This is a genomic window from Burkholderia sp. 4NA327C6, assembly GCF_005502655.1.
GTDB lineage: Bacteria > Pseudomonadota > Gammaproteobacteria > Burkholderiales > Burkholderiaceae > Burkholderia > Burkholderia contaminans.
Genome location: NZ_SCNZ01000007.1, coordinates 111,666 through 136,918, shown reverse-complemented (window position 1 = coordinate 136,918; position 25,253 = coordinate 111,666). Strand labels below are relative to the sequence as shown.

General features: G+C 65.7%; 29 protein-coding genes. 11 read left to right on the top strand and 18 right to left on the bottom strand.

The window, feature by feature from the left end:
• Window positions 1-5: 5 nt before the first annotated feature.
• Window positions 6-977 carry a thymidylate synthase gene (locus FFS49_RS09995; RefSeq protein WP_039370925.1) on the bottom strand — a complete coding sequence of 324 codons (972 nt, stop codon included), beginning with the start codon at window positions 975-977 and terminating at the stop codon, window positions 6-8.
• A 41-nt stretch (window positions 978-1,018) separates the two neighbouring features.
• Complete coding sequence (locus tag FFS49_RS09990) at window positions 1,019-2,416, bottom strand: sigma-54 dependent transcriptional regulator (protein WP_105817522.1); 1,398 nt, start codon at window positions 2,414-2,416, stop codon at window positions 1,019-1,021.
• A 502-nt stretch (window positions 2,417-2,918) separates the two neighbouring features.
• Here FFS49_RS09990 and FFS49_RS09980 point away from each other — a divergent pair.
• A complete protein-coding gene (locus FFS49_RS09980) occupies window positions 2,919-3,239 on the top strand; it encodes a hypothetical protein (RefSeq protein ID WP_105817524.1) in 321 nt (106 codons plus the stop codon).
• A 21-nt stretch (window positions 3,240-3,260) separates the two neighbouring features.
• On the opposite strand, the gene FFS49_RS09975 is transcribed toward FFS49_RS09980, so the two are convergent.
• Window positions 3,261-3,512 (bottom strand): hypothetical protein, encoded by a 252-nt coding sequence (locus FFS49_RS09975; RefSeq protein WP_137909826.1) that lies wholly within the window; start codon window positions 3,510-3,512, stop codon window positions 3,261-3,263.
• Here FFS49_RS09975 and FFS49_RS09970 point away from each other — a divergent pair.
• A complete protein-coding gene (locus tag FFS49_RS09970) occupies window positions 3,511-4,011 on the top strand; it encodes a dihydrofolate reductase (protein WP_039370977.1) in 501 nt (166 codons plus the stop codon). The two genes, FFS49_RS09975 and FFS49_RS09970, sit on opposite strands and share 2 nt — an antisense overlap.
• An 83-nt stretch (window positions 4,012-4,094) precedes the next feature.
• On the opposite strand, the gene pmbA is transcribed toward FFS49_RS09970, so the two are convergent.
• Window positions 4,095-5,465, bottom strand: coding sequence for a metalloprotease PmbA (pmbA, locus tag FFS49_RS09965; RefSeq protein WP_039370934.1), 1,371 nt, complete (start codon window positions 5,463-5,465; stop codon window positions 4,095-4,097).
• 127 nt (window positions 5,466-5,592) lie between these two features.
• On the opposite strand from pmbA, the gene yjgA reads away from it, so the two are divergent.
• On the top strand, window positions 5,593-6,198 hold the full coding sequence (gene yjgA / locus FFS49_RS09960) for a ribosome biogenesis factor YjgA (protein WP_275424764.1): 606 nt from the start codon (window positions 5,593-5,595) through the stop codon (window positions 6,196-6,198).
• Window positions 6,179-6,799 carry a molybdopterin adenylyltransferase gene (gene mog, locus FFS49_RS09955; RefSeq protein ID WP_105817525.1) on the top strand — a complete coding sequence of 207 codons (621 nt, stop codon included), beginning with the start codon at window positions 6,179-6,181 and terminating at the stop codon, window positions 6,797-6,799. The genes yjgA and mog overlap by 20 nt, the downstream gene beginning before the upstream one ends.
• A 16-nt stretch (window positions 6,800-6,815) precedes the next feature.
• Here mog and orn read toward each other — a convergent pair whose 3' ends face one another.
• Window positions 6,816-7,436 carry an oligoribonuclease gene (gene orn, locus FFS49_RS09950; protein ID WP_046545212.1) on the bottom strand — a complete coding sequence of 207 codons (621 nt, stop codon included), beginning with the start codon at window positions 7,434-7,436 and terminating at the stop codon, window positions 6,816-6,818.
• Window positions 7,437-7,553: 117 nt separating this feature from the next.
• On the opposite strand from orn, the gene FFS49_RS09945 reads away from it, so the two are divergent.
• The 3 genes from FFS49_RS09945 (at window position 7,554) to FFS49_RS09935 (ending at window position 10,135) form a co-directional block, all read left to right on the top strand.
• Window positions 7,554-8,813, top strand: coding sequence for a M48 family metallopeptidase (locus FFS49_RS09945; protein WP_046545211.1), 1,260 nt, complete (start codon window positions 7,554-7,556; stop codon window positions 8,811-8,813).
• Complete coding sequence (rsgA, locus tag FFS49_RS09940; protein WP_105817526.1) at window positions 8,810-9,751, top strand: ribosome small subunit-dependent GTPase A; 942 nt, start codon at window positions 8,810-8,812, stop codon at window positions 9,749-9,751. Before FFS49_RS09945 ends, rsgA begins: the two co-directional genes overlap by 4 nt.
• A 66-nt stretch (window positions 9,752-9,817) precedes the next feature.
• Window positions 9,818-10,135, top strand: a complete 318-nt coding sequence (locus FFS49_RS09935; RefSeq protein WP_039370951.1) for a hypothetical protein — start codon at window positions 9,818-9,820, stop codon at window positions 10,133-10,135.
• 64 nt (window positions 10,136-10,199) lie between these two features.
• Here FFS49_RS09935 and FFS49_RS09930 read toward each other — a convergent pair whose 3' ends face one another.
• From FFS49_RS09930 to rpsP, 6 genes are all read right to left on the bottom strand, one after another.
• On the bottom strand, window positions 10,200-11,138 hold the full coding sequence (locus FFS49_RS09930) for a CobD/CbiB family protein (protein WP_039370953.1): 939 nt from the start codon (window positions 11,136-11,138) through the stop codon (window positions 10,200-10,202).
• A 120-nt stretch (window positions 11,139-11,258) separates the two neighbouring features.
• Window positions 11,259-11,945: a CoA pyrophosphatase gene (locus FFS49_RS09925; RefSeq protein ID WP_039370957.1), complete on the bottom strand. Its 687-nt coding sequence runs from the start codon at window positions 11,943-11,945 to the stop codon at window positions 11,259-11,261.
• A gap of 87 nt (window positions 11,946-12,032) precedes the next feature.
• Window positions 12,033-12,425, bottom strand: a complete 393-nt coding sequence (gene rplS / locus FFS49_RS09920) for a 50S ribosomal protein L19 (RefSeq protein ID WP_006753174.1) — start codon at window positions 12,423-12,425, stop codon at window positions 12,033-12,035.
• Between the two features lie 133 nt (window positions 12,426-12,558).
• Window positions 12,559-13,353: a tRNA (guanosine(37)-N1)-methyltransferase TrmD gene (gene trmD / locus FFS49_RS09915; RefSeq protein WP_105817527.1), complete on the bottom strand. Its 795-nt coding sequence runs from the start codon at window positions 13,351-13,353 to the stop codon at window positions 12,559-12,561.
• A 1-nt stretch (window position 13,354) separates the two neighbouring features.
• Entirely contained in the window at window positions 13,355-14,032 is a 678-nt protein-coding gene (gene rimM, locus FFS49_RS09910) for a ribosome maturation factor RimM (protein ID WP_039370961.1), read from the bottom strand.
• 42 nt (window positions 14,033-14,074) lie between these two features.
• On the bottom strand, window positions 14,075-14,329 hold the full coding sequence (gene rpsP / locus FFS49_RS09905; protein ID WP_006476550.1) for a 30S ribosomal protein S16: 255 nt from the start codon (window positions 14,327-14,329) through the stop codon (window positions 14,075-14,077).
• 153 nt (window positions 14,330-14,482) lie between these two features.
• On the opposite strand from rpsP, the gene FFS49_RS09900 reads away from it, so the two are divergent.
• Together FFS49_RS09900 and FFS49_RS09895 are read left to right on the top strand one after the other, a co-directional pair.
• Window positions 14,483-15,622: a sorbosone dehydrogenase family protein gene (locus FFS49_RS09900; protein ID WP_105817528.1), complete on the top strand. Its 1,140-nt coding sequence runs from the start codon at window positions 14,483-14,485 to the stop codon at window positions 15,620-15,622.
• A gap of 109 nt (window positions 15,623-15,731) precedes the next feature.
• A complete protein-coding gene (locus FFS49_RS09895; RefSeq protein ID WP_105817581.1) occupies window positions 15,732-16,199 on the top strand; it encodes a TM2 domain-containing protein in 468 nt (155 codons plus the stop codon).
• 49 nt (window positions 16,200-16,248) lie between these two features.
• On the opposite strand, the gene FFS49_RS09890 is transcribed toward FFS49_RS09895, so the two are convergent.
• On the bottom strand, window positions 16,249-17,430 hold the full coding sequence (locus FFS49_RS09890) for a PA0069 family radical SAM protein (protein WP_105817529.1): 1,182 nt from the start codon (window positions 17,428-17,430) through the stop codon (window positions 16,249-16,251).
• A gap of 90 nt (window positions 17,431-17,520) precedes the next feature.
• Window positions 17,521-18,009 carry an Lrp/AsnC ligand binding domain-containing protein gene (locus tag FFS49_RS09885; protein WP_011351353.1) on the bottom strand — a complete coding sequence of 163 codons (489 nt, stop codon included), beginning with the start codon at window positions 18,007-18,009 and terminating at the stop codon, window positions 17,521-17,523.
• 145 nt (window positions 18,010-18,154) lie between these two features.
• Here FFS49_RS09885 and FFS49_RS09880 point away from each other — a divergent pair, with 145 nt between their 5' ends.
• Window positions 18,155-19,441: a D-amino acid dehydrogenase gene (locus FFS49_RS09880; protein ID WP_011351352.1), complete on the top strand. Its 1,287-nt coding sequence runs from the start codon at window positions 18,155-18,157 to the stop codon at window positions 19,439-19,441.
• A gap of 212 nt (window positions 19,442-19,653) precedes the next feature.
• Here the strand turns inward: FFS49_RS09880 and FFS49_RS09875 are convergent, their stop codons facing one another.
• From FFS49_RS09875 to FFS49_RS09855, 5 genes are all read right to left on the bottom strand, one after another.
• Complete coding sequence (locus FFS49_RS09875) at window positions 19,654-20,589, bottom strand: FAD-binding protein (RefSeq protein WP_046543652.1); 936 nt, start codon at window positions 20,587-20,589, stop codon at window positions 19,654-19,656.
• Between the two features lie 16 nt (window positions 20,590-20,605).
• The gene (locus tag FFS49_RS09870) at window positions 20,606-21,355 is read right to left on the bottom strand and encodes an electron transfer flavoprotein subunit beta/FixA family protein (RefSeq protein ID WP_071334126.1); all 750 of its coding nucleotides are present in this window, start codon (window positions 21,353-21,355) and stop codon (window positions 20,606-20,608) included.
• Between the two features lie 228 nt (window positions 21,356-21,583).
• On the bottom strand, window positions 21,584-22,378 hold the full coding sequence (locus tag FFS49_RS09865; RefSeq protein WP_105817530.1) for a MetQ/NlpA family ABC transporter substrate-binding protein: 795 nt from the start codon (window positions 22,376-22,378) through the stop codon (window positions 21,584-21,586).
• A gap of 29 nt (window positions 22,379-22,407) precedes the next feature.
• Complete coding sequence (locus tag FFS49_RS09860; protein WP_011351347.1) at window positions 22,408-23,061, bottom strand: methionine ABC transporter permease; 654 nt, start codon at window positions 23,059-23,061, stop codon at window positions 22,408-22,410.
• Window positions 23,051-24,085, bottom strand: coding sequence for a methionine ABC transporter ATP-binding protein (locus tag FFS49_RS09855; protein ID WP_046545198.1), 1,035 nt, complete (start codon window positions 24,083-24,085; stop codon window positions 23,051-23,053). Before FFS49_RS09855 ends, FFS49_RS09860 begins: the two co-directional genes overlap by 11 nt.
• Before the next feature lie 219 nt (window positions 24,086-24,304).
• Between FFS49_RS09855 and FFS49_RS09850 the strand changes: the two genes are divergently transcribed.
• A complete protein-coding gene (locus FFS49_RS09850) occupies window positions 24,305-25,225 on the top strand; it encodes an alpha/beta hydrolase (protein WP_105817531.1) in 921 nt (306 codons plus the stop codon).
• The last annotated feature ends 28 nt before the right edge of the window (window positions 25,226-25,253 follow it).

Here is a 25,253-nt window from a genome sequence, read left to right as displayed (position 1 = left end):
CTCGATCAGACCGCCATCGGCGCGGTCAGCGGCTCGTGGTGGCGGTAGCCGACGAGCGAGAAATCGGACGGTTCGATCTGCTCCAGCCACTCGGGCGCATAGACGCCCGTCTTCGCGTATTCCGGCACGCGCTCGGCAATCTCGAGCCGCGGGCTGTCATACGGCTCTCGCGTGAGCTGGCGCTGCAGCATGTCGAGCTGGTTCTCGTAGATGTGCGCGTCACCGATGAAGTACGTGAACCAGCGCGGCGTGTAGCCCGTCAGCCGGCCGACGAGTTCCAGCAGTGCGGCCCCTTCCGTCAGGTTGAACGGCGTACCCAGGCCGACGTCGTTGCTGCGGATGTACAGGCACAGCGAGATTTCGCGCTTCGTCGCATTCGGCAGGAACTGGTACAGCAAGTGGCACGCGGGCAGCGCGATCTGGTCGAGCACGGCCGGATTCCACGCGTGAAACAGGATGCGGCGGTCGGACGGATTCTCCATGATCGTGTCCAGGCATTGGCGCAACTGGTCGATCGCCTTGTACAGCAGCACCTTCGGCGCGCCGTCTTCGTCGAAACGCGTAACGATCCGGAAGCCGCGGCGCGTCGCATCGGCGATCTGCGCGTCGGCGCCCGCGTCGAGCACCTTGTAGCCCGGCCACTGGCGCCATTGCACGCCGTACACGTCACCGAGATCGTCGACGCCCTGGCGATACGGGTTCGCGAGCCATTGCGCGTTCTCGTTCGCGTTCGCGTCCCACACCTTGCAGCCGAGCGCGCGGAAATCGGCCGCGCTGCGCGTCGCGCGCAGGAAGCCGACCAGTTCGCCGATCGCGGACTTGAATGCGAGCTTCTTGGTCGTCACGGCCGGGAAGCCTTGCTGCAGGTCGAAGCGCAGCATCGCGCCCGGCATGCTGATGGTGCGGATCCCCGTGCGGTTCTCCTGCCAGGTGCCGGTATCGAGAATGGTACGGACGAGATCGAGATACTGTTTCATGCGGGTTCCTTCGGCCGCGAGGGCGGCCGTACCCGCCAATTTTAGCAAGCGTGGTGAGGAAGCTCCGGCAACGGCGCCGAAAACCCTGCCAGCGTGTCGCCGCGATCGCGCATGCCGTGTGCGCACATCAGCCGGTAGAGCGTGACGCGCGACACGCCGAGCTCGCGCGCGGCATCCGCGAAACGGCCGCGATGACGCAACAGCGCCTGCTCGATCGCCTGCCGTTCGGCCGCCTCGCGTGCCTCCAGCAGCGACACGGGCGCGAGCGTCGCGAAGTCGTTCAGCTCGAGATCGGCCGCGGTGATCAGCCGGCCCTCCGACATGACGATCGCCCGGCGCACGCGATTGATCAGCTCGCGCACGTTGCCCGGCCACGAATAGCCGTACAGCGACGCGACCGCGTCAGGGGAGAAGCCGCGCAGCCGACGATGCGCGTCGCCCTTGAAACGTTCGAGCATGTGGCGCGCGAGCACCTCGATGTCCTTGCCGCGCGCGCGCAGCGGCGGCTCCTCGATCTTCAGCACGCACAGGCGATGGAACAGGTCCTCGCGGAACCGCCCCTCGCGCAGCGCCGCTTCCATGTCCACGTGCGTCGCGCAGATCACGCGCACGTCGACGGGCACCGACACATGAGCACCCAACCGCTCGATCTTGCCTTCCTGCAGGAAGCGCAGCAGGCTCGCCTGGCTTTCGAGCGGCAAGTCGCCGATCTCGTCGAGAAACAGCGTGCCGCCGTTGGCCGCCTCGACGCGGCCGATCTTGCGCTGGTTCGCGCCGGTGAACGCGCCGCGCTCATAGCCGAACAGTTCGGCCTGCAGCAGCGTCGACGGAATCGCACCGCAATTGATCGCGATGAAAGGCGCCTGTGCGCGCGACGACCGTTCGTGAATCGCGACCGCCGTCAGTTCCTTGCCCGTTCCCGATTCGCCGGAGATGAACACCGGCGCGTCGGTCGCCGCGACGCGGCGTATCGCCCTGAAGAGCCCGAGCATCGCATCGCAGGTCCCGACCATTTCGCCTTCGCTGCGTCCGGCGCCGACGGGCGGCGCAACGGTTTCGGTCAGCGCGATCATCCCGTGCGCATGGCCGACGGTCTCGACGATCCGCGCCGTCTCGTACGGCATCGTCACATAGTCGAAGCAGTAGTCGCGAATGAGATGGCGCAGCGTAACGTCCTGCAACTGGCCGCGGCGCGTCGCCGCGATCCACCCGATGTGCTGAATGCTCAGACAGGATTCGAGTTCGCGCAGGTCGGAGGGCTTGAAACCCGGCGAAAAATCGAGCAGCCCTGCCGTTGCGACACCATGCTGCACGACGCGCCGTACGTCTCGCACGGTCTCCGCGAGATCGACACGCCAACCGCATTCGTCGAAATGGCCGCGCAACGCGTCGTTCGGTTCGCGCGAATAGTAGATCACGTGCCGCTGATCGGCGCCCATATGCTCACCCCGTTCATCAACCGTCTAACGATTGCCGTGCACGTCAGGTCACGTGCGAAAAGGATCGAATCGGGTCAGCCGAAGGCGGCTCGATTCGCCATGCCGATGCGCGGCGACAACAAAGCCTCGCATGATGGCGCTTATCTCGCGTCCAGTTATTTTGATCAAGACAGCTTAGTTATAGGCACTGAATACGACAATCCGATTTCAGCGCGGTGGGCGATGCGGCCTTATCGCTCAGGAGGTCGACGCATGTCAATCGTCTGCACATAGCCCCGGCGCGGCGATACGCTCTGTCATTGGCACTTGCAACGATTTTCATCCTTGAAGCGTACCGATTGAATCCGCAGTATTCCCGAGCCCCCTCGTTTCAGGCCTGAAACATTTTCAGCCGTTTTCCGACGCAATTCGCAACGCCTGAGCACGAATCGCAGTCTCGACAACGGTCCCGGCGCGATGGCATGCATTTCGCTGAACAGGGAACCCGTCGGAGACAGTGACCATGCGAAAACATCTTTTGCTTTCTTTCGTGCCGATGACCATTGCGGTCGCGGCCGCCGGCCCCCCTGCACGCGCAGACGAAAGCATGAATCCGGATCGCGCCATGCTGCTTGCGGCAAACGCGCCGAGCATGCAGCACGGCAACGGGTTCGGCATCGTGACCGTGTCGTCACCGCAACCGCTGCCGGCCGGCAAGACGTCCGTGACGCTGTGGGACGAGATCCCGCCACCGCCTCAATTGCCGAAGCCGCTTCCGGCGCCGCAGCCGGGCGACGTGCAGCACGCGATGGAAGGCACCACGCACGGCAGTACCCGTCAGTGACGCACGATTCCATCCATTTAATCAGGATGACATATTGATTTGAACGAGCCCGACAGCATCGGCCAGAAGCCGGCATCGTTGCGTTCGCAACACGGAACGGTTTTTGTGCTCCGTCCCCCGGCGGGCACTCTTTTTATTCATTCCGTCGCCGCGACGCATTGCCTCGAGCGTCGCGGCGCGCAGTTCAGCAAGGCGGATGCGCGCGGAACCGGCGCGTGCCGCCGTTCCGGTAAAATCGACGCCATTCCGGTTCTTCTTTCCCCCGACCTTCATGACGACGTTGACCCTGATCGTCGCGCGTGCCCGCAACGGCATCATCGGCCGCGACAACCAGTTGCCCTGGAAACTTCCCGAGGATCTGGCCTTCTTCAAGCGCACGACGATGGGCGCACCGATCGTGATGGGCCGCAAGACCCACGAGTCGATCGGCCGGCCGCTGCCGGGCCGCCGCAATATCGTGGTCACACGTGACGCGACGCGTCGCTTCGACGGCTGCGACACGGTCACGTCGCTCGGCGATGCGCTGACGCTCGCCGCGCGCGACGGCGTGCCCGAGGCGTTCCTGATCGGTGGCGCGCAGCTCTACACGGAAGGTCTCGCACTCGCCGACAAGCTGGTCGTCACCGAGATCGATGCCGACTTCGACGGCGATGCGTCGTTCCCGGCACCCGACGCCGCGCAGTGGCAGGAAGTGTCGCGCGATGCGCATCAGGCAGCCGCGCCGAATACGTTCGGCTATGCATTCGTCGTGTACGAGCGCAAGCGCGGCTGACGCGTCGCGCACCACGAAAAAAGCCCGACCGGCTCGCGCCGGTCGGGCTTTTTCGTTTGATGGCGGCCGATGCCGTACGCCGCTTACTGCCCGGCGATCGTCATCTGCTCGATCAGCACCGAGCCCGTTTCCTTCGTGCCGCGCACGATCGAATCGGCACCGATCGCGACGATATGCCGGAACATTTCCTGCAGCGTGCTCGCGACGGTGATTTCCTCGACCGGATACTGGATCACGCCGTTCTCGACCCAGAAGCCCGCCGCACCGCGCGAATAGTCGCCCGTCACGTAGTTCACGCCCTGCCCCATCAGCTCGGTCAGCAACAGGCCCGTGCCGAGCTTCTTCAGCATCGCGTCGAAATCGTCGCCCGCCTGCGTGTTCGAGCTGCGCAGCGCGAGGTTGTGCGAGCCGCCCGCGTTGCCGGTGGTCTGCGTGCCGAGCTTGCGCGCCGAATAGGTCGACAGGAAGTAGCCTTCGACGACGCCATCCTTGACGACGCTGCGCGCACGCGTGCGCACGCCTTCCTCGTCGAACGGCGCGCTGCCCATCGCGCGCGGCACGTGCGGATCCTCGACGACCTGGATGTGCGGCGCGAACACCGGTTTGCCGAGGCTGTCGACGAGAAACGACGTCTTGCGGTACAACGCACCGCCGCTCACCGCCTGCACGAACGCGCCGAGCAGGCCGGCCGCGAGCGGTGCCTCGAACAGCACCGGCACCTTGCGGGTATCGAGGCGGCGTGCGCCCATCCGAGCGAGCGCACGCTCGGCCGCGTAGCGGCCCACCGCTTCGGGTGCCGCGAGATCGATCGCGCTGCGTTTCGACGAATACCAGTCGTCGCGCTGCATGTGACGGCCGCTGCCCGCGATCGGTGCGCATGCGATGTAATGACGCGAGTACGGGTAGCCGGACAGGAAGCCGCGCGACGTGGCCAGCACGAACTGCGAATGCTGGGCCGACACGCTCGCGCCTTCCGAGTTGCGGATCTGCGGGCTGACCGCGAATGCGGCGTCTTCCGCGCGGCGGGCGAGCTCGACGGCCTCGTCGGCCGACAGCGCCCACGGGTGGTAGAGGTCGAGGTCACGCGGATCGGTTTCGAGAAGCTCGGCTTCGGCCAGGCCGGCCGCCTCGTCCTCGGCCGTGAAGCGCGCGATGTTGTACGCGGCGGCGACGGTATCCTTGATCGCGCCCGGCGAGAAATCCGACGTGCTCGCGTTGCCGCGCTTCTTGCCGATGAACACGGTCACACCGACCATCTTGTCGCGGTTGTGCTCGATCGTTTCGACTTCGCCGCGGCGCACCGACACCGACAGGCCGTCGCCCTCGGAGATTTCGGTCGCGGCGTCCGTCGCGCCGAGCGCCTTCGCATGGCGAAGGATGTCCGAGGCGATTTCTTTGAGCTGGTCCTGCGTGTGCGGGAAATAGCGCGCTTGTACGTCGAGATTGGCTGCCATCGTCTTGATATCCGGTGGCGGGCGGGCGCCCGCATGTTCAAAATGTTACGTATCCCGCGATCATAGCAAGGTCCGGGGCCGGACACCGACAAGCTTGGGGTGTCCGCGGCGCGATACAATGCCGTCCATGACACGCAAAACCCGAATCCAGCCGATCGAGCATGCCGCCGAAGACGACGACAATGGCTACGATCGCCCCAGCAAATCCCAGTTGAAGCGCGAGATGCACGAGTTGCAGGTGCTCGGCCAGGCACTCGTCGATCTGCCAAAAGACGCGCTGAAACGCATGCCGATGCCCGAAAGCCTCGGCGATGCCGTGCGCGAGGCGCGCCGGATCACCGATCACGAAGGCAAGCGCCGCCAGCTCCAGTACGTCGGCCGCGTGATGCGATCGCTGACCGACGACGAGACGGCCGCGCTGCGCACCGCGCTCGACGCGCAGCGCGGCGTGAACAAGGCCGCGACGGCCCGCCTGCACTGGATCGAACGCACCCGCGAACAGTTGCTCGCGAGCGACGACGCGCTGACCGAATTCCTGCGCCAGCACCCGGAAGCCGATATCCAGGAAGGCCGCACGCTGATCCGCAACGCACGCAAGGAAGCGCAGCAAGGCAAGCCGCCGCGCTATTTCCGCGAGCTGTTCCAGTGGATCAAGACCGCCGGCGGCACGTCCCATGCGGACGAAGAAGCGGCGGACGACGCCGGAGACGACCATGACGACGACGAAGCGTAACCACCCGGACGAGCTCGTCGTCGGCCTCGTGTCGATCAGCGACCGCGCGAGCACGGGGGTCTACGAAGACAAGGGCATTCCGGCCCTGCAGGAGTGGCTCGCCGGCGCGCTGGTGTCGCCGTGGCGCGCCGAAACGCGCCTGATCCAGGACGACGCGCCGACGATCTCCGCCACGCTCGCCGAACTCGTCGACGTCGCGGGGTGCGACCTCGTGCTGACGACCGGCGGTACGGGCCCGGCGCGCCGTGACGTGACGCCCGAGGCCACGCTGGCCGCGGCGACGAAGGAAATGCCGGGATTCGGCGAACAGATGCGGCAGATCAGCCTGAATTTCGTGCCGACCGCGATCCTGTCGCGGCAGGTCGCGGTGATCCGCGAGACGGCCGACCACGCGGCGCTGATCATCAACCTGCCTGGCCAGCCGAAGTCGATCCGGGAAACGCTCGAAGGGCTGCGCGATGCCGACGGCAAGTCGACCGTGCCCGGCATCTTCGCCGCGGTGCCCTACTGCATCGACCTGATCGGCGGCCCTTACATCGAGACCGACGCCGCGGTGGTCGCGGCGTTCCGGCCGAAAAGCGCTCAGCGCTCACCGCGCTAAGCGCATGCCGGCCCGCTCAGGCGGCCGGCGCGGACTCGCCCGCCGAAGCCGACGCGGCCGGAATCAGGAAATGCTCGCGGTAGTACTTCAGTTCGTCGATCGACTCGTGGATGTCCGCGAGCGCCGTGTGCATCGCCCGCTTCTGGAAGCCCTTGTAGATCGCGGGCTGCCAGCGTCGGCACAACTCCTTGAGCGTGCTGACGTCGAGGTTGCGGTAGTGGAAGAACCGCTCGAATTCGGGCATCCAGCGCGCCATGAAGCGACGGTCCTGGCAGATCGAGTTGCCGCACATCGGCGACTTGCCGGGCGACACGTACTGCGCGAGAAAGGCCTGCAATTGCTCGGCGGCTTCCGCCTCGGTCACGGTCGACGCGCGCACGCGGTCGATCAGGCCCGAGCGGCCGTGCGTCGACTTGTTCCAGTCGTCCATCTTTGCGAGCGTTTCGTCGCTCTGGTGGATCGCGAACACGGGGCCTTCGACGGCGATGTCGAGCGTGGAATTGGTCACGACGACCGCGATCTCGATGATGCGGTCGTTATCCGGGTCGAGGCCCGTCATCTCCATGTCGAGCCAGACGAGGTTCAACTCGTTGCGCACGAGCGCGGGCTGGCTGGCGGAAGCGGCGGTATCGGTCATGAGTCATCCTGGAAAATGGCGGACGGCGCGCGGCGCCGCCCGGGCGGCCGGCATCGCATCAGCGGGGCCGGTCCGCAAGAACATATAATTCTCGCATAGAACCCTTTGGCGCCTTCGATGTCACCCTTTTCGTTCACTCTGCTGTTCGCGCTCGCCGTGCTCGCGATGGTCGTCACCAAGCTGTGGCTCGCGTCGCGGCAGATCCGCTTCGTTGCGGCGCACCGCAACGGCGTCCCCGCGCAGTTCAGCGCAACCATCCCGCTGACCGCCCACCAGCGCGCGGCCGACTATACGGTCGAGCGCACCCGGCTGACGATGCTCGAGATCGTCGTCAGCGCGGCCGTGCTGGTCGGCCTTACGCTGCTCGGCGGCGTCGGCGCGCTCGACACGCTGCTGACCGGCTGGATCGGCCGCGGCTACGGGCAGCAGGTCGCGCTCGTCGCCGCCGTGCTCGTGATCACGAGCGTCATCGACGTCCCGTTCGAGTATTACCGTCAGTTCGGGATCGAACAGCGGTTCGGGTTCAACCGGATGACGAAGCGGCTGTTCTTCACCGACATGCTGAAAAATTCGCTGCTCGGCGCCGCGCTCGGCCTGCCGCTGCTGTTCGTCGTGCTGTGGCTGATGAACCAGGCCGGCAGCCTGTGGTGGCTGTGGACCTGGATCGTCTGGGTCGCGTTCCAGATGCTCGTCCTGCTGATCTACCCGACCTTCATCGCACCGATCTTCAACAAGTTCGAGCCCTTGAAGGACGACGCGCTGCGCGCGCGCATCGAGTCGCTGATGAAGCGCTGCGGCTTTGCGGCGAAGGGACTCTTCGTGATGGACGGCAGCCGCCGCTCCGCGCACGGCAACGCGTACTTCACGGGCTTCGGCGCGTCGAAGCGGATCGTGTTCTTCGACACGCTGCTCGCGCGCCTGTCCGGCGAGGAAATCGAAGCCGTGCTCGCGCACGAACTCGGCCACTTCAAGCGCCGCCACGTGATGAAGCGGATGCTCGTGTCGTTCGTGCTGAGCCTCGTGCTGCTTGCGCTGCTCGGTTGGCTCGCGCAACGCACGTGGTTCTATACGGGGCTCGGCGTCACGCCGTCGCTCGACACGAGCAACGCGGGTGCCGCGCTCGTGCTGTTCTTCCTCGCGATTCCCGTGTTCCTGTTCTTCGCAACGCCGTTCGGCAGCCTCACGTCGCGCAAGCACGAGTTCGAGGCCGACGCATTCGCGGCCAGCCAGACCGACGCGCAGGATCTCGTCAGCGCGCTCGTGAAGCTCTATGAGGACAACGCGTCGACGCTGACGCCCGACCCCGTCTACACGGCCTTCTACTACTCGCATCCGCCTGCGTCGCAGCGGATCGACCGCCTGATGCAGCACGCATGAGCCGGCCGACCGCCCGCAAGCCGGCCCCGCGCGCGTCGGGCGCGCAACGTGCCGAAGGCCGCGTGATCGCGGCGCACGGGCGCCACTACATCGTCGCGCCAGACGACGGCGGCCCGATGCTGCAGTGCTTCCCGCGCGGCAAGAAGAGCGATATCGCGGTCGGCGACCGTGTCGCGTACGAACTCGCGTCGGCCGACCAGGGCGTCATCGTCGAGATCGGCGAACGGCGCAACCTGCTGTACCGCTCCGACCAGTTCAAGTCGAAGCTGTTCGCGGCCAACCTCGATCAATTGCTGATCGTGCTCGCGACCGAGCCCTACTTCAGCGAGGACCTGCTCGGCCGCGCGCTGATCGCCGCCGAGGCGAACGAGCTGAAGCCGCTCGTCGTGCTGAACAAGATCGACGTCGAAGCCGCGCTGCCGGTCGCGCGCGAGCGCCTCGCGCCCTACCGCGCCCTCGGCTACGACGTGCTCGAGCTGTCGGTGAAGGGCTCGCCCGACGACGCACGCGCACAACTGATGCCACACCTCGCCGGGCATTCGACGATCCTGCTCGGCCAGTCCGGGATGGGCAAGTCGACGCTCGTGAACCTGCTCGTTCCCGATGCCGAAGCCGCCACGCGCGAGATTTCGGCCGCGCTCAACAGCGGCCGTCACACGACGACGTTCACGCGCCTCTACCCATTGGCGGGCGGCGGCGCGCTGATCGATTCGCCGGGCTTCCAGGAATTCGGCCTCTACCACCTGACGGAAGGCCGTCTCGAGCGCGCCTTTCCGGAGTTCCGGCCGCTGCTGGCCGACTGCCGTTTCTATAATTGCCATCATCTGCACGAACCCGGCTGCGCGATTCTCGACGCCGTCGCTGACGGCCGCATCGCACCGTCACGGCATGCGCTGTATGCGCAGCTCGTGCACGAGGCGAGCCAGATCGTCCGCTGACCGCGCCGCACGCGCGCGGCGGCCAGCCGGTCCCATGCGGGCCGGCGTTCACCGACAGGAGCCGTGATGCGTTTCAAGGCACCCGATCTCGCGACGGCGCAGCATTGGGCCAACGTGCTTCAGGTGGCCGGCATCGGTTGCGAGCTGCATAACTGTTACGCGACCGGCGCGCTCGGCGGCCTGCCCGCGGACGCGTGCACACCCGAACTGTGGCTCGACGATGAACGCGACGACGCGCTCGCGCGCCGGCTTCTCGATGCCGCGTCGCACGGCCCGTCGGCCGGCGCCGCAGCGTGGCGCTGCCGGCAGTGCGGCGAGGCGCTCGAGGCCCAGTTCACCGCGTGCTGGCAATGCGGCGCCGTGCGCGATCCGCTGGACGACTGACCCACAGCAAAAAGGCCGGCTTCGAGCCGGCCTTCTGCCTTTCATCGGGTACCGCACCGCCCCGTCACGACACCCAGACGGCGAGCGTCAGCATCAGCAGCAGAATCATCCACAGGATCACCGCACGCCAGACGAGGCCCACCGCGGATTGCAGCGTACGCGGCGTGCAATCGTCACCGACCGTCAGCGGACCACTGTCGCCGACTGCCAGCGCATCGAGGCTCGACGGTTCCGCAAGCGGCCCCGCGAGGCGTGCGCCGAGCGCGCCGCTGCCGGCGGCCAGCAGGACGCCATCGTTCGGATCAGGCCACTGGCGCGTGTGGTTGCGCCACGCGTAGATCGCGTCCTCGAAATTGCCGACGATCGCGAAGCCGAGCGCGGTCAATCGCGCGGGAATCCAGTCGATCACGAAGAACGCGCGCTGCGCGAACGTCGAGAAGGCCGCCGTGCGGTCGTCGCCGGGCGTCGACCAGCTTCGCGCGAGGTATTCGGAAATCCGGTACAGCACGGCGCCGGCAGGCCCGAGCGGCAACACATACCAGAAGAACACGCCGAACACGTGGCGATGCGATGCGACGACGGCGTGAATCAGCGTATGGCGGACGATTTCGCCGACCGGCATGTCGACCGTGTCGATGCCCGTCCACTCGCGCAGGATTTCGCGTGCACGCGGCACGTCGTCGTTGTTGAGCGCGAGGTGAATGTCGGTGAAGTAGTGGCTGAACTGGCGGAAGCCGAGCGTGAAATACACGACGACGACGTTCCAGATGAAGGCGAGCACGAAGCTCACCTTGTACAGCAGGAAATAGATCAGCGCGACGATCAGCACCCACGGCAGCACGACCGCGAGCCACGCGAGGATACCGTGCTTCTGCTTGCCCGCGTCGAGACCATGCGCGACAGTTTCCGCATGAAACTGGAACAGTGCGAACACCGGATTGTTCGGCGACAACGCGCGGACCTGTTCGATGATGAGAGCGAGGAGAACCGAGAAGAAAGTCATGCGTGGCGCCGTCTTCGGAGTTATGTCATTTTTTGCATAACGATAGCACAGCGTAAGCACCGGATGGCTGCCGGTGCAGTCGCCCGCCAGCCGGCCCCACACGCCGACAGCCGTGCACGCCTAGCCGGCGGCCAAGAAGCGGTACAGATTGCGCAACATGCCGGCAGTTGCGCCCCAGATGAAGTAATGCCCGCCTGGTTCGCCATTCGGATAGGGCATCGCAAAAAAACGACGCTCGCCGCCTTCCCAGCGGAACACACGGACCTGATGGTTCGCGGGATCCATCAGGAACGCGAGCGGGACCTCGAAAATCTCGGCCACTTCGAACGTGTCGGCCTGCACGGTGAACGGCGGATGCACGAGGCCGACCACCGGTGTCACGCAAAAGCCCGTACCGGTCAGGTAGTCGGGCAGCGCGCCGAGGATCTCGACACGCTCGTCTGCCAGGCCGATCTCTTCCTTCGCCTCGCGCAACGCGGTTGCGGTTGCATCGCGATCGAACGGTTCGCGACGACCGCCGGGAAAGCTGATCTGTCCGGCGTGGTCGTTCAGGTGGTCGGCGCGCTGGGTCAGCAGCATGGTGAGACCGGACTCGCGGACGACGAGCGGCACGAGGACGGCCGCGCTGCGTGGATCGACGCCCTCCTGCAACCTCGCCTCGCCGGGCTCGACGCTCCATTCGAGCGTGCGCGCGAAACGGTCGCGCAGGCCGGACGGTGTCATCAGGCGGGAATCGATGGCCGGCAGGCCGGCGCCGGTGCCTTCGACCGGCAGGACTTCGGGATCGATGATGGGGCGGCGATTCAATGGGGCTCTCGGGTTCGTGTCGTATCGAGCATATTGTCGCGCCAGAATGAAAAAAGCACCCGGTTGGGTGCTTTTTCCTTACAGCTCTTACTCTTGGGAAGCTGCTGCGGCGCGATCCTTCGACACCAGCTTTTCCTTGATACGAGCCGACTTGCCCGAACGCTCGCGCAGGTAGTACAGCTTCGCACGACGCACATCACCGCGGCGCTTCACGACGATGCTTGCCAGCAGCGGCGAGTACGTCTGGAACGTACGCTCGACGCCTTCGCCCGACGAGATCTTGCGGACGATGAAGTTCGAGTTCAGGCCACGGTTGCGAATCGCGATCACGACGCCTTCGTAAGCCTGAACGCGCTTGCGGTTACCTTCAACCACGTTCACGTTCACGATCACCGTGTCGCCCGGGGCGAATTCGGGGATCGTCTTGCCGGCGAGCGCGCGCTCGATTTCTTCCTGCTCAAGTTTTGCGATCAGATTCATTACTGACTCCTTATGCCATCGTGTCGGCGTTCACACCCGCCTGCTTCCAGGCCTGGCCCCGATAGAGGATGGATTCACATCAGGCGCCGCACACGCATGCACGGCACCGCCAATTCCCGCTCGCGCAGCCGCCTCAGGAGGCGTCCTTCGCTTCGCGTGCGAGGTTCGCAAGCCACGCCTCGTCGGCGCGGCTCAACAACTTTTCGCGGCGCGCCCGGACGATCAGGTCCGGCCGCTTCCGCAACGTATTCCTCAATGCTTCCTGCCGCCGCCACTTCTCGATCTCGGCATGATGCCCGCCGAGCAGCACGTCCGGCACGCGCACACCGTCGTATTCCTCGGGGCGCGTGTAGTGCGGACAATCGAGCAGGCCGTCAGCGAAACTGTCCTGTACCGCCGACAGCGAATCGTTCAGCACACCGGGCAGCAACCGCACGACGGCATCCATCATCGCCATCGCCGGCAATTCTCCGCCGGACAGGACGAAATCGCCGAGGCTGATTTCCTCGTCGACGCAACGATCGAGCAGGCGCTGGTCGATCGCTTCATAGCGGCCGCACAGCACGACGACACCGGGTTCCTGCGCCATCCGCACCGCACGATCATGCGTGAGCGGCGCGCCCTGCGGCGACATCATCACGACACGCGTGCTCGCGATGCCCTGCTCCGCCTGCGCCACTTTCGCGGCATCGATCGCGGCTTCGAGCGGCCTGGCCAGCATCACCATGCCCGGACCGCCGCCGTACGGACGATCGTCGACCGTGCGGTAGTTGTCCGTCGTGAAATCACGCGGGTTCCAGGTGCGCAGCCCGAAGCGCCCTTGCTTGACGGCCCGGCTGGTGATCCCCCAGTCGGTCAGTGCACGGAACATCTCGGGAAAGAGCGTGACGACGTCGAACTGCACCGCGCTCTCGGTAACCTGGTTCATTTCAGTAATCGGCTTCCCAGTCGACGACGATGCGACGCGCCGCCTGATCCACCGTTTTGACGTATACGCCGACGAACGGAATCAACCGCTCGTCGGTGGTCGGCTGACCGTCTTTGCCGGTCGCCGGATACTCGACACGCATGATCGAATGCACGCCATTGTCGATCATCCCGCTCACCTTCCCGAGTGCCACCGATTGCTCGTTGACGACGTCGAGACCGATCAGGTCGACCCAATAGAATTCGTCCGCGGCCAATGCCGGGAAATCTTCCCGGCGCACGAACACGCGAAAGCCGCGCATAGCGTACGCGGCATCGCGGTCGCTGACGCCCGCGGGTTGCGCAACGACGGTGTCGCTGTGCGCCTTCGACTGCATGATGCGGACGGAAAGCCGCTCCGCACCGCGTTCCAGCCACCAGTGGCGCGCCTTGAGCAGCGCATCGCCGCCGCGGCCGGCGTCGGCATGCGTCGCCACCTTGACCCAACCCTTCAGGCCATAGGCGTCGACCACCGCTCCGACCTCGACGGCATCGTCGGGCCAGGCTTGCGCCACTTCGAGACTGCCCTGCTCGGCAGCCTGACCGGCGTTCGCGACAGCGTCGCGTTCGACCGGCTTGCGGACGAATGCGCCAAACGACGCACGCCCGCGCCTTGCATTACCGGAATCGTGACCCGCCATTAATTCACCTCACAGCCGGCACGACCGGCACACCGTGCCATGTTAGGCAGCCGGTTGCGCCTTTTGCGCTTCCTTCACGAGACGCTGGACGGTCGGCGACAGTTGCGCGCCAACACCTTGCCAGTACGTCAGGCGATCCTGAGCGATACGCAGCGATTCGCCCTTCGTAGCGACCGGGTTGTAGAAGCCGACGCGCTCGATGAAGCGGCCGTCACGACGGTTGCGCGAATCGGTAGCAACGATGTTGTAGAACGGGCGCTTCTTCGAGCCGCCACGAGCCAGACGGATGATAACCATATGATGTCCTTCGGGAAAACCGGGTTCGAAACTACTGAAACACGCGATTATAGCCGGAAACCAGAGGTACAACAAACACTTACGCGTAAAAAATCGGGAGGCGGCCTGTCCGCCGGGCATACAATCGTCGTGTCCGGGACGTTCCACACCGCCATGTCGCCCCTTCGCGCCGCTTCGATGCGCCGCGCGCGGCACCGTTTCGCGGCGCTGCTTGCCGGCCTTGCCTGCCTCGTGTCCGCACCGGCGTTTGCCGCGCCATTGCCGGTGGGTGAACTGGTCGTGCCGCCCGGCTTCCACGTCGAAGTGCTGGCCGACGCGGTACCGACCGCACGCGAAATGGCGTGGTCGCCGCGCGGCATTCTGTATGTCGGCACCCGGGAAGGCCGCGTGCATGCGCTCGTGATGCATGAGGGCCGGATCAGCGCGCGCCATGTGATCGCTTCCGGGCTCGACATGCCGGTCGGTGTCGCCTACCGTGACGGCGCACTCTATATATCCGCCGTCTCACGCATCCTGCGCCTCGATCACATCGACGATCGGCTCGCCACACCGCCCGCACCCGTCGTCGTCACCGACGCGCTGCCGACCGAACACCATCACGGCTGGAAATTCATCGCGTTCGGCCCCGACGGCAAGCTATATGTACCGACCGGCGCACCGTGCAACGTCTGCCTCGCCGATCGCAGCCGCTACGCGATCATCGCACGCATGAAGGCGGACGGCAGCGGGAGCGAGGTTGTCGCCCGCGGCGTACGCAATACGGTCGGCTTCGCATGGCACCCCGATTCGGGCGAGCTCTGGTTTACCGACAACGGGCGCGACATGATGGGTGACGACGTGCCCGACGACAAGCTGAACCGCGCACCGCGCGCCGGCCTCGACTTCGGCTTCCCGTATTGCCATGGCGGCGACACGCCCGACCCCGAATACGGTGGCGCCGACGTATGCCGCCGCTATGTGCCGCCCGTATTGAAACTCGGCGCACACGTCGCAGCACTCGGCATGCGCTTCTATTCAGGGTCGATGTTTCCGGCGTCATATCGCAATAACGTCTTCATCGCCGAACACGGCTCGTGGAATCGCAGCACGAAGGTCGGCTACCGCGTGATGCGCGTCGTCGTCTCGGCGGACGGCAGCCAGGCACGCCAGACCCCGTTCGTCACGGGCTGGCTGCGCCCCGACGGCACGGTGTGGGGACGCCCCGCCGACGTGCTACCGCTGCCGGACGGCTCGCTGCTCGTCAGCGACGACTACGCGGGTGCGATCTACCGCGTGACCTATGCGGCACCTTGACGCAGGACAGGGGTGACCGGGCCCGACCGGGCATCGTAGAATGCGTGCCGGGCCGCGCGCCCGCGCCGGCCCGCCGGCCGCCCATGCCAACGACAATACGCCGCCATCCATGTCCAGCAGCACCGCACCGTCCCGCCGCTTTCGCTCCAAGACGCTCACCGCCGCCCTCGCGTTCCTGTTCGGATCGCTCGGCGCGCACCGCTTCTACCTGTATGGATTCCGCGACGTGTTCGGCTGGGCTCACCTGCTCGCGACGATCGTCGGCATCCCGGGCTTCCTCCTGCTCGCCGCAACCCAGCGCAGCGCGGGCCTCGGCTGGTGGCTTGCCGTTCCCGGTTCGATCTCGCTGCTGGCAGCGTTTCTCGCCGCGCTCGTCTACGGGCTGCGCCCCGACGAAAAATGGGACGCGCAATTCAACGCGGAAACGGGCAAGCACAGCAAGTCGGGCTGGACCGTAATCTTCGTGGTGATCTTCTCGCTGCTGATCGGCGCATTCCTGCTGATGACCGCACTCGCGCTGTCGTTCCAGACGTACTTCGAGTCGCAGGTCGAAGCAGCCAAGCAGATTTCGCAGTAAGGGCAACGGCCGCTACGCACCGGCGCCCTGCGCCGGTTTGGCAAGCCGGTCAGAACAGATTCAATTGCGTGTCGTCACGCGTCTGCGTCGACCGCGCCGCAGCTGAACGAACAGCAACACGCGGCGCCGCGGTGGCCGGCGCGCCGCGAAACTGCGACAGATCGAGAATCCCGTTCGTGCGCTCGTTCAGCCCGAGCCGCCTGACGGCCTGGCGGAAGCGCTGCCGCAGCAAGTCGGCCCAGATCCCCTCGCCCTTCATCCGTTTCGAGAAATCCGAGTCGTAGTCTTTCCCGCCGCGCATGTCGCGCACGCGGTTCATCACACGCTCCGCGCGATCGGGAAAATGCGCGGCAAGCCAGTTCTTGAACAGCGGCGCGACTTCCCACGGCAGCCTCAGGATGATGTAGCTCGCATGCGTCGCGCCGGCTTCCGCACACGCCTCGAGCACGCGCTCCATGTCGGGCTCGGTGACGAACGGAATCACCGGTGCGATGCTCACGCCGACCGGCACACCCGCCTCGCTCAGCGCACGAATCGTGCGCAACCGCCGCGCCGGCGTTGCCGCGCGCGGCTCGAGCGTGCGCGCGAGATCGGCATCGAGCGTCGTGATCGTGACCGCCGCCATCACCTGCCCGCGTTCGGCCATTGGCGCGAGCAGGTCGAGATCGCGTTCGATCAGCGACGACTTCGTGATCGCCGCGAACGGCAACCCGCGATCGTGCATCACCTGGATCACGCTGCGCGTGATGCGAAGGTCACGCTCGACCGGCTGGTATGCGTCGGTGTTGACGCCGAGCGCGATCGGCTCCGGCACGTAGCGCTTGCGCGAGATCTCGCGCTCGAGCAGTTCGGCTGCGTTGACCTTCGCATAGATGCGACTTTCGAAATCGAGCCCCGGCGACAGGCCGAGATAGCTGTGCGTCGGCCGCGCGAAGCAGTAGATGCAGCCGTGCTCGCAGCCGCGATATGGATTGAGCGATACGCTGAATGGAATGTCGGGCGACTGGTTGTGCGTCAGGATGCTCTTCGCGCGCTCCTCGAAGACCTGCGTGCGCAGCGGCGCGGGGAAGTCGGCATCGTCGGACTCGTGTGTCCAGCCGTCGTCGACCGCTTCGCGCTGCGCGATTTCGTATCGCCCCTGCAGGTTGTCGACCGCACCGCGCCCCTTGCGGGGCGCGGGCGGAGCTACCGGAAATTCGTTGTCGGATCGATCGTCCATGTGCCCACCCATTCGCCTGCACCCAATACTGTATATTTATACAGTATTGGGTGCAGCATGCCAAGGGCGGGATAAAGGGCCCGACGGCCTGCCGCAGGCGCGTCAGTCGCCCACCGCGATCGTCAGCGTCTCCTTGATTTCCTCCATCACGACATAGCTCTTCGACTGCACGGCGCCGGGCAGCTGCAGCAGGATGTCGCCGAGCAGCTTCCGGTAGTCGGCCATCTCACCGATCCGCGCCTTGATCAGGTAGTCGAAATCGCCGGACACGAGATGACACTCAAGCACCTCGTCGATCTTCATCACTTCCCGGCGGAACTGCTCGAACATGTTGCCGCCTTTGTGGCCGAGCGTGATCTCGACAAACACCAGCAGCGCGGCATCCAGCTGGTGCGGGTCGACCCGCGCGTGATAGCCGGTGATCACGCCGTCGCGCTCCATGCGCCGCACACGCTCGATACACGGCGTGACGGTCAGTCCAACCTGTTCCGCAAGGTCTTTCATCGCCATCCGGCCGTCGTCCTGGAGCAGTTTCAGGATGCGTCGGTCGAGCTTGTCGAGCGAGCGTACGGGCTGACGTTGCGTTCTCATTTGTTTATGCTGAAAACCTGAAAAATACGATAACAAAACCTACACATTCGACAATACCATAGCGCAAAAAACTAGATCAGCTAGAGGTTACACGGAGACGCAGGTGCGCCCGGCCTCGATCTGGTCCCTTCCATCTGGAGCAGCTATGCGAGTCGTCATTCTGGGCAGCGGTGTGGTGGGCGTGGCAAGCGCGTATTACCTCGCGCGCGCCGGCCATGAAGTCACGGTGATCGACCGGGAAGCCGGCCCGGCGCTCGAGACGAGCTTCGCGAACGCAGGCCAGATCTCCCCCGGCTATGCCGCGCCGTGGGCTGCACCCGGCGTGCCGCTGAAGGCCGTCAAGTGGATGTTCGAAAAACACGCGCCGCTCGCGATTCGCCTCGACGGCACGCGCTTCCAGCTCCAGTGGATGTATCAGATGCTGCGCAACTGCACGGCCGAGCGCTACGCGGTCAACAAGGGGCGCATGGTTCGCCTCGCCGAATACAGCCGCGACTGCCTGCAGGCATTGCGCGCCGATACCGGCATCCAGTACGAAGGCCGCACGGGCGGCACGCTGCAACTGTTCCGCACGCAGCAGCAACTCGACGGCGCGGCGAAGGACATCGCCGTTCTGCAGGAAGCGAACGTGCCGTTCGAACTGCTTTCCCCGGCCGACCTGAAGAAAGCCGAACCGGCGCTTGCCGCCGTCTCGCACAAGCTGACGGGCGGCCTGCGCCTGCCGGGTGACGAAACGGGCGACTGCCAGCTGTTCACGACGCGCCTTGCAGCGCTCGCCGAATCGCTTGGCGTGAAGTTCCGCTACAACACGCCGATCGACGCGCTCGCCATCGCCGGCGGCAAGATCGCCGGCGTGCAGTGCGGCAGCGAGACGGTGCGCGCGGACGCGTACGTCGTCGCGCTCGGCTCGTACTCGACCAGCTTCATCTCGAACCTGATGAAGATCCCCGTCTATCCACTGAAGGGCTATTCGATCACCGCGCCGATCGTCAACGAAGCGGCCGCGCCCGTGTCGACCGTGCTCGACGAGACCTACAAGATCGCGATCACGCGTTTCGACCAGCGCATCCGCGTCGGCGGCATGGCGGAAATCGTCGGCTTCGACAAGAAGCTGCGCGCCGCGCGCCGCGAAACGCTCGAAATGTGCGTGAACGACCTGTTCCCGGGGGGCGGCGACACGTCGAAGGCAACGTTCTGGACGGGCCTGCGCCCGATGACGCCGGACGGCACGCCGATCGTCGGCCGCACGCCGGTGTCGAACCTGTTCCTGAACACCGGCCACGGCACGCTCGGCTGGACGATGTCGTGCGGTTCGGGCCAGCTGCTCGCAGACCTGATCTCGGGCAAGATGCCGGCGATCCAGGCCGACGACCTGTCGGTGCATCGCTACCTGAAAGACGTGGCCGGCCAGACGCGCCCGGCATACGCATAAGCCGACGCAGGCCGCAGCCATGCAGGCGGCCGGCATCAAATAGGACGGCGCCCTTCGGGGCGCCTTTTTCATTTCATCGAATCGTCGTCATGCCGGTCAGGGGCGTGATGGTTCATGAGGTGTCACCCTCTTCCCCTTCTGTCGACGGCGAAAAAAGGGGCGCTCGCCGCGCCCCTCTTCTCGTGTGCTTACCGCTGAAGCATCACACCGCTTTAGCCGAGCTCGGCCACGAGCTCCGGTACCAGCGCGAACAGATCGCCCACCAGGCCGTAGTCGGCCACGCTGAAGATCGGTGCTTCCGGATCCTTGTTGATCGCGACGATCACCTTCGAATCCTTCATGCCGGCCAGGTGCTGGATCGCACCCGAGATGCCGACCGCGATGTACAGCTGCGGTGCGACGATCTTGCCGGTCTGGCCGACCTGGTAGTCGTTCGGCACGTAGCCTGCGTCGACTGCCGCGCGCGAGGCGCCCAGTGCTGCCGACAGCTTGTCCGCCAGCGGCTCCAGCACCTTCGTGTAGTTCTCGCCGCTGCCCAGACCACGACCGCCCGACACGATGATGCTCGCGCTCGTGAGTTCCGGACGGTCCAGCTTCGTCACTTCACGGCTCACGAACTGCGACTTGCCGGCATCGGCCGCCGCGTCGATCTTCTCGACCGACCCGCTGCCGCCTTCCGATGCCACCGGATCGAAACCGGTTGCGCGCACCGTGATGACCTTGATCGGATCGCTCGACTGCACCGTCGCGATCGCGTTGCCCGCGTAGATCGGGCGCTCGAACGTGTCGGCCGAATCGACCGCCGTGATGTCCGAGATCTGCGCGACGTCCAGCTTCGCGGCGATACGCGGCGCGATGTTCTTGCCGTAGGCCGTCGCCGGCGCGAGGATGTGCGAGTAGTCCTTCGCGATGTTCAGCGCGGTTGCCTCGACGTTTTCCGCGAGGCCCGCTTCGAGTTGCGGCGCGTCGGCCAGGAGGACCTTCGACACACCTGCGATCTTCGCTGCTGCGTCAGCAGCCGCTTGCGCATTGTGGCCCGCGACCAGCACGTGAATGTCGCCGCCAATCTTCGCCGCCGCCGCCACCGTGTTCAACGTCGCGGCCTTGATCGACGCGTTGTCGTGTTCTGCAATCACCAGAATCGTCATTTCTTTCCGCTCCCTCTTACAGCACCTTGGCTTCGGTCTTCAGCTTCTCGACCAGCGTCTTCACGTCCGGCACCTTCACGCCGGCTGCGCGCTTCGGCGGCTCGACCACCTTCAGCGTCTTCAGACGCGGCGCAACGTCCACGCCCAGGTCTTCCGGCTTCACGGTCTCGAGCGGCTTCTTCTTCGCCTTCATGATGTTCGGCAGCGTCACGTAGCGCGGCTCGTTCAGGCGCAGATCCGTGGTGATGACGGCGGGCAATTGAAGCGACAGCGTTTCCGCACCGCCGTCCACTTCGCGGGCGACAGTTACTTTACCGTCGGCCACCGTGACCTTCGATGCGAACGTTGCTTGCGGCAGGCCTGCCAGCGCAGCCAGCATCTGGCCCGTCTGGTTCGAATCGTCGTCGATCGCCTGCTTGCCGAGGATCACCAGTTGCGGCTGTTCCTTGTCGACCAGCGCCTTCAGGATCTTCGCGACGCCCAGCGGCTCGACGCCATCGTTCGACTCGACGAGGATCGCGCGATCCGCACCGATCGCCAGCGCCGTACGCAGCGTTTCCTGCGCTTGCGCGACGCCGACCGACACCGCGATCACTTCGGTCGCGACGCCCGCTTCCTTCAGGCGCACCGCTTCTTCCACCGCGATTTCGTCGAACGGGTTCATCGACATCTTCACGTTCGCGATGTCGACGCCCGTGTTGTCCGACTTCACGCGGACCTTCACGTTGTAATCGACCACTCTTTTCACTGGCACCAGGATTTTCATGCACACGCTCCAAAGTTACGAATACGACCAGAGGCCATTTTATAGCGAGGCCTCATGACTGCGCGGCCAAGCGGACCCAACCTTCGTGGTTGTCGAGGATACCGCTTCTTGGCGACGCGCCAATGATAGCGAACGGTCGTTCTATTTTAAAAGAGAAAAAACCCGGACGCAAAGCCCGGGTTTTCGATCATCGACTCTAATCGCGCCGGGCGCCTCGTGCTTCGCCTGTTACCAGGCGGCGATGACCGCGCCGCCAAACTTGCCTTCGATGAATTGCTTCACCTCGGCCGAATGGTAGGCCGCGACCAGTTTCGCGACCCACGGCTTGTTCCGGTCCGCGTCGCGGATCGCGAGGATGTTCGCATACGGGCCGCTCGGGCCCTCGATCGCGATCGCGTCCTGTTTCGGTTTCAACCCCGCTTCCATCGCGTAGTTGGTATTGATCGCGGCCGCGTCGACGTCACCGAGCGAGCGCGGAATCTGCGCCGCATCGAGTTCGACGATCTTCAGCTTGCGCGGATTGTCGACGATGTCGAGCGGCGTAGCCTTCAGCCCTGCGTCGGCGCGCAGCTTCAGCAGGCCGTGCTTCTGCAGCAACAGCAGCGCACGTCCGCCGTTGGTCGGATCGTTCGGAACCGCGATGCGCGCGCCCGGCTTCAGTTCGGCGAGCGACTTCACCCGCTTCGAATAGATGCCCATCGGGAACGTGACGGTATCCGCGACCTTGATCAGCTTGTAGCCGCGGTCCTTCACCTGTGCCTGCAGATACGGATCGTGCTGGTAGCTGTTCGCGTCGAGGTCGCCCGACGCGAGCGCGGCGTTCGGCTGCACGTAATCCGAGAATTCGACGATGCGGATGTCGAGGCCGCTCTTCGCCGCAACCTTCTTCACCGCTTCCATGATCTGCGCGTGCGGCCCGCCCGTCACGCCCACCTTGATGGTTTCGGCCTGCGCGTGTGCGCCCGCGAACAGCGCGGACGCGCCCAGTGCCGCCGCGAATTTCAGCATGAAGCGTCGTTGCATCGAGTGTCCCCTAACGGATCAATCTTGTTTTACTTGTGGCTCAGCCGGCGGACGAGCCAGTCGCCGAACGACTGCACGATCTGCACGAACACGATCAGGATCGCGACCACCGTCCACATCACTTCGGGCAGATAACGCTGGTAGCCGTAGCGGATCCCGAGATCGCCGAGGCCGCCACCGCCGATCGCGCCCGCCATCGCCGAATAGCCGACCAGCGACACGAACGTGATCGTCAGGCCCGCAACGACGCCCGGGAGCGATTCGGGCAGCAGCACCTTGAAGACGATCTGCGACGTGGTCGCGCCCATCGACTGCGCAGCCTCGATCAGCCCGCGGTCGACTTCACGCAACGCCGTCTCGACGAGACGCGCGATGAAAGGCGCGGCCGCGAGCGTCAACGGCACGACCGCCGCGGCCGTGCCGATCGACGAACCCGTGACGAGCCGCGTAAACGGAATCACCGCGACCAGCAGGATGATGAACGGCGTCGAGCGAACGGCATTCACGATGCCGCCGAGCACGCGGTTCACCGCGAGGTTCTGGAGCACGCCCTGGCGGTCGGTCAGGTAGAGCAGCACGCCGAGCGGAAGGCCGACGAGCGCGCCGACCACTCCGGAGATGCCGACCATGATCAGCGTCTCCCAGAACGACTGCACGAACATATCGAACATCTCACTCAACATACGAAAGCTCCTCCACCACCACACCTTGCTCGCGCAGGAACGCGAGCGCCTGCCCGACCTTGCCCGGTTCGCCGCCCGCGAGCACCGCGAGCGAACCGAACGCCTGCCCCTGGATCTCGTCGATCTGGCCGTGCAGGATGTTGAAATCGAGTTCGTACCGGCGGATCGTCTCCGACAGGATCGGCTGGTCGACACCCGAACCCGTGAACGCGAGCCGCAGCAGATGCCCGCTGCCCGTCTTCAGCCGCTCGGCCACGCGCACCTTCAGCGCGGGCGGCAACTCCTGCGCGATCACGTCGCCGATCAGCGCACGCGTCACTTCGTGATGCGGCTGCAGGAACACGTCGATCACGCGGCCCTCCTCGACCACGCGCCCCGCATCGAGCACCGCGACGCGATCGCACACCTGCTTGATCACCTCCATCTGGTGTGTGATCAGCACGATCGTCAGCCCGAGTTCGCGGTTGATGCGCTTCAGCAGGTCGAGGATCGAACGCGTGGTCTCGGGATCGAGCGCGGACGTCGCTTCATCCGACAGCAGCACCTTCGGCTGGCTCGCGAGCGCGCGTGCGATGCCGACGCGCTGCTTCTGCCCGCCGCTGATCTGCGACGGATAGCGATCCTTCTGCGCCGACAGCCCGACGAGGTCGAGCAGCGGCAGCACGGCGGCCTCGATCTCGGCACGGCTTGCACCGGCCAGTTCGAGCGGCAGCGCGACGTTGTCGAACACCGTGCGCGACGACAGCAGGTTGAAGTGCTGGAAGATCATGCCGATCTCGCGGCGCGCCTCGCGCAGCGCGCCAGCCGGCAGCAGCGTGAGATCGCGCCCGCCGACGACGACATTGCCTTCGGTCGGCCGCGTGAGCAGGTTGATGGTGCGCACGAGCGTGCTCTTGCCGGCGCCGCTTCGGCCGATGATGCCGAACACCTCACCCTGCGGGATCGTCAGGTTGATGTTGCGCAGCGCCTCGACCCAGCCACCCGGCCCGGGAAATCGCTGCGAAAGATTGCGTAATTCGATCATGTAAACAAAACGGCGGCCCGGCTGGCGAGTTGGCCCGCCAGTCGGCCGCCGATGCATCTGGAGTAGCCGTCGATTTTACCGCAAACCCCTCATTCCCCTTAATAATCGATTTCGATCTTTTCATAACCACACGAAATTAGAGGAGCACCGCTGGCGCGCCGCGACGGTGCCGCGACTATGATCCGGAACACACATGCCAACCGACAGGGGACACGCCAGATGACCGCCACCACTACGCCGGCCGCCGCACCCGCCACCGCAGGACCGGGCCCTGCGTCGTCGCCCGCGCCGACCATGGGCCGCCTGCGTACCGCGGACGGGCTCGAACTGGCGTCGTACCGGTGGTCTGCCGGCAACGGCACCGCGCCGCCGCGCGCGACGATCGCGCTCGTTCACGGTCTTGCGGAACACGCGGGCCGCTACGCCGCACTCGCGGGCCGGCTGAATGCGGCCGGCATCGACGTGCTCGCGATCGACCTGCGCGGGCACGGCCAGTCACCCGGCAAGCGCGCGTGGGTCGAGCACTTCGACGGCTACCTGAACGATGCGGATGCGCTTGTCGCCGAAGCCGCGCGCGGCAATTCGCCGCTGTTCCTGATGGGGCACAGCATGGGCGGCGCGGTCGCGGCGCTCTACGCGATCGAACGCGCGCCGACGCGCGGCCACGCGCTGACCGGCCTCGTGCTGTCGAGCCCGGCGCTCGCGCCGGGGCGCGACGTGCCGCGCTGGATGCTCGCGGTGAGCCGCGTCATCAGCCGCGTCTGGCCGACCTTCCCTGCCATCAAGATCGATGCAGCACTGCTGTCGCGCGATCCGGCCATCGTCGCGGCCAATCGTGCCGACCCGCTCGTGCATCACGGCGCGGTGCCCGCACGCACCGGTGCGGAGATTCTCGACGCGATGGCGCGCATCGAGAGCGGCCGCGGTGGGCTTCGCGTTCCGGTGCTCGTCTACCACGGTACCGAGGACAAGCTGACCGAGCCCGACGGCAGCCGGGCGTTCGGTGCGCATGTCGGCTCGCCCGATCGCACGCTGACGCTATACGAAGGCGGCTTTCACGAAACGATGAACGATCTCGAACGCGACCGCGTGATCGACGCGCTGATCGCGTGGATTCACGCCCGCGCACCGGCGCGCTGAGCACGCACGACACAGCCCCGGTCAATCG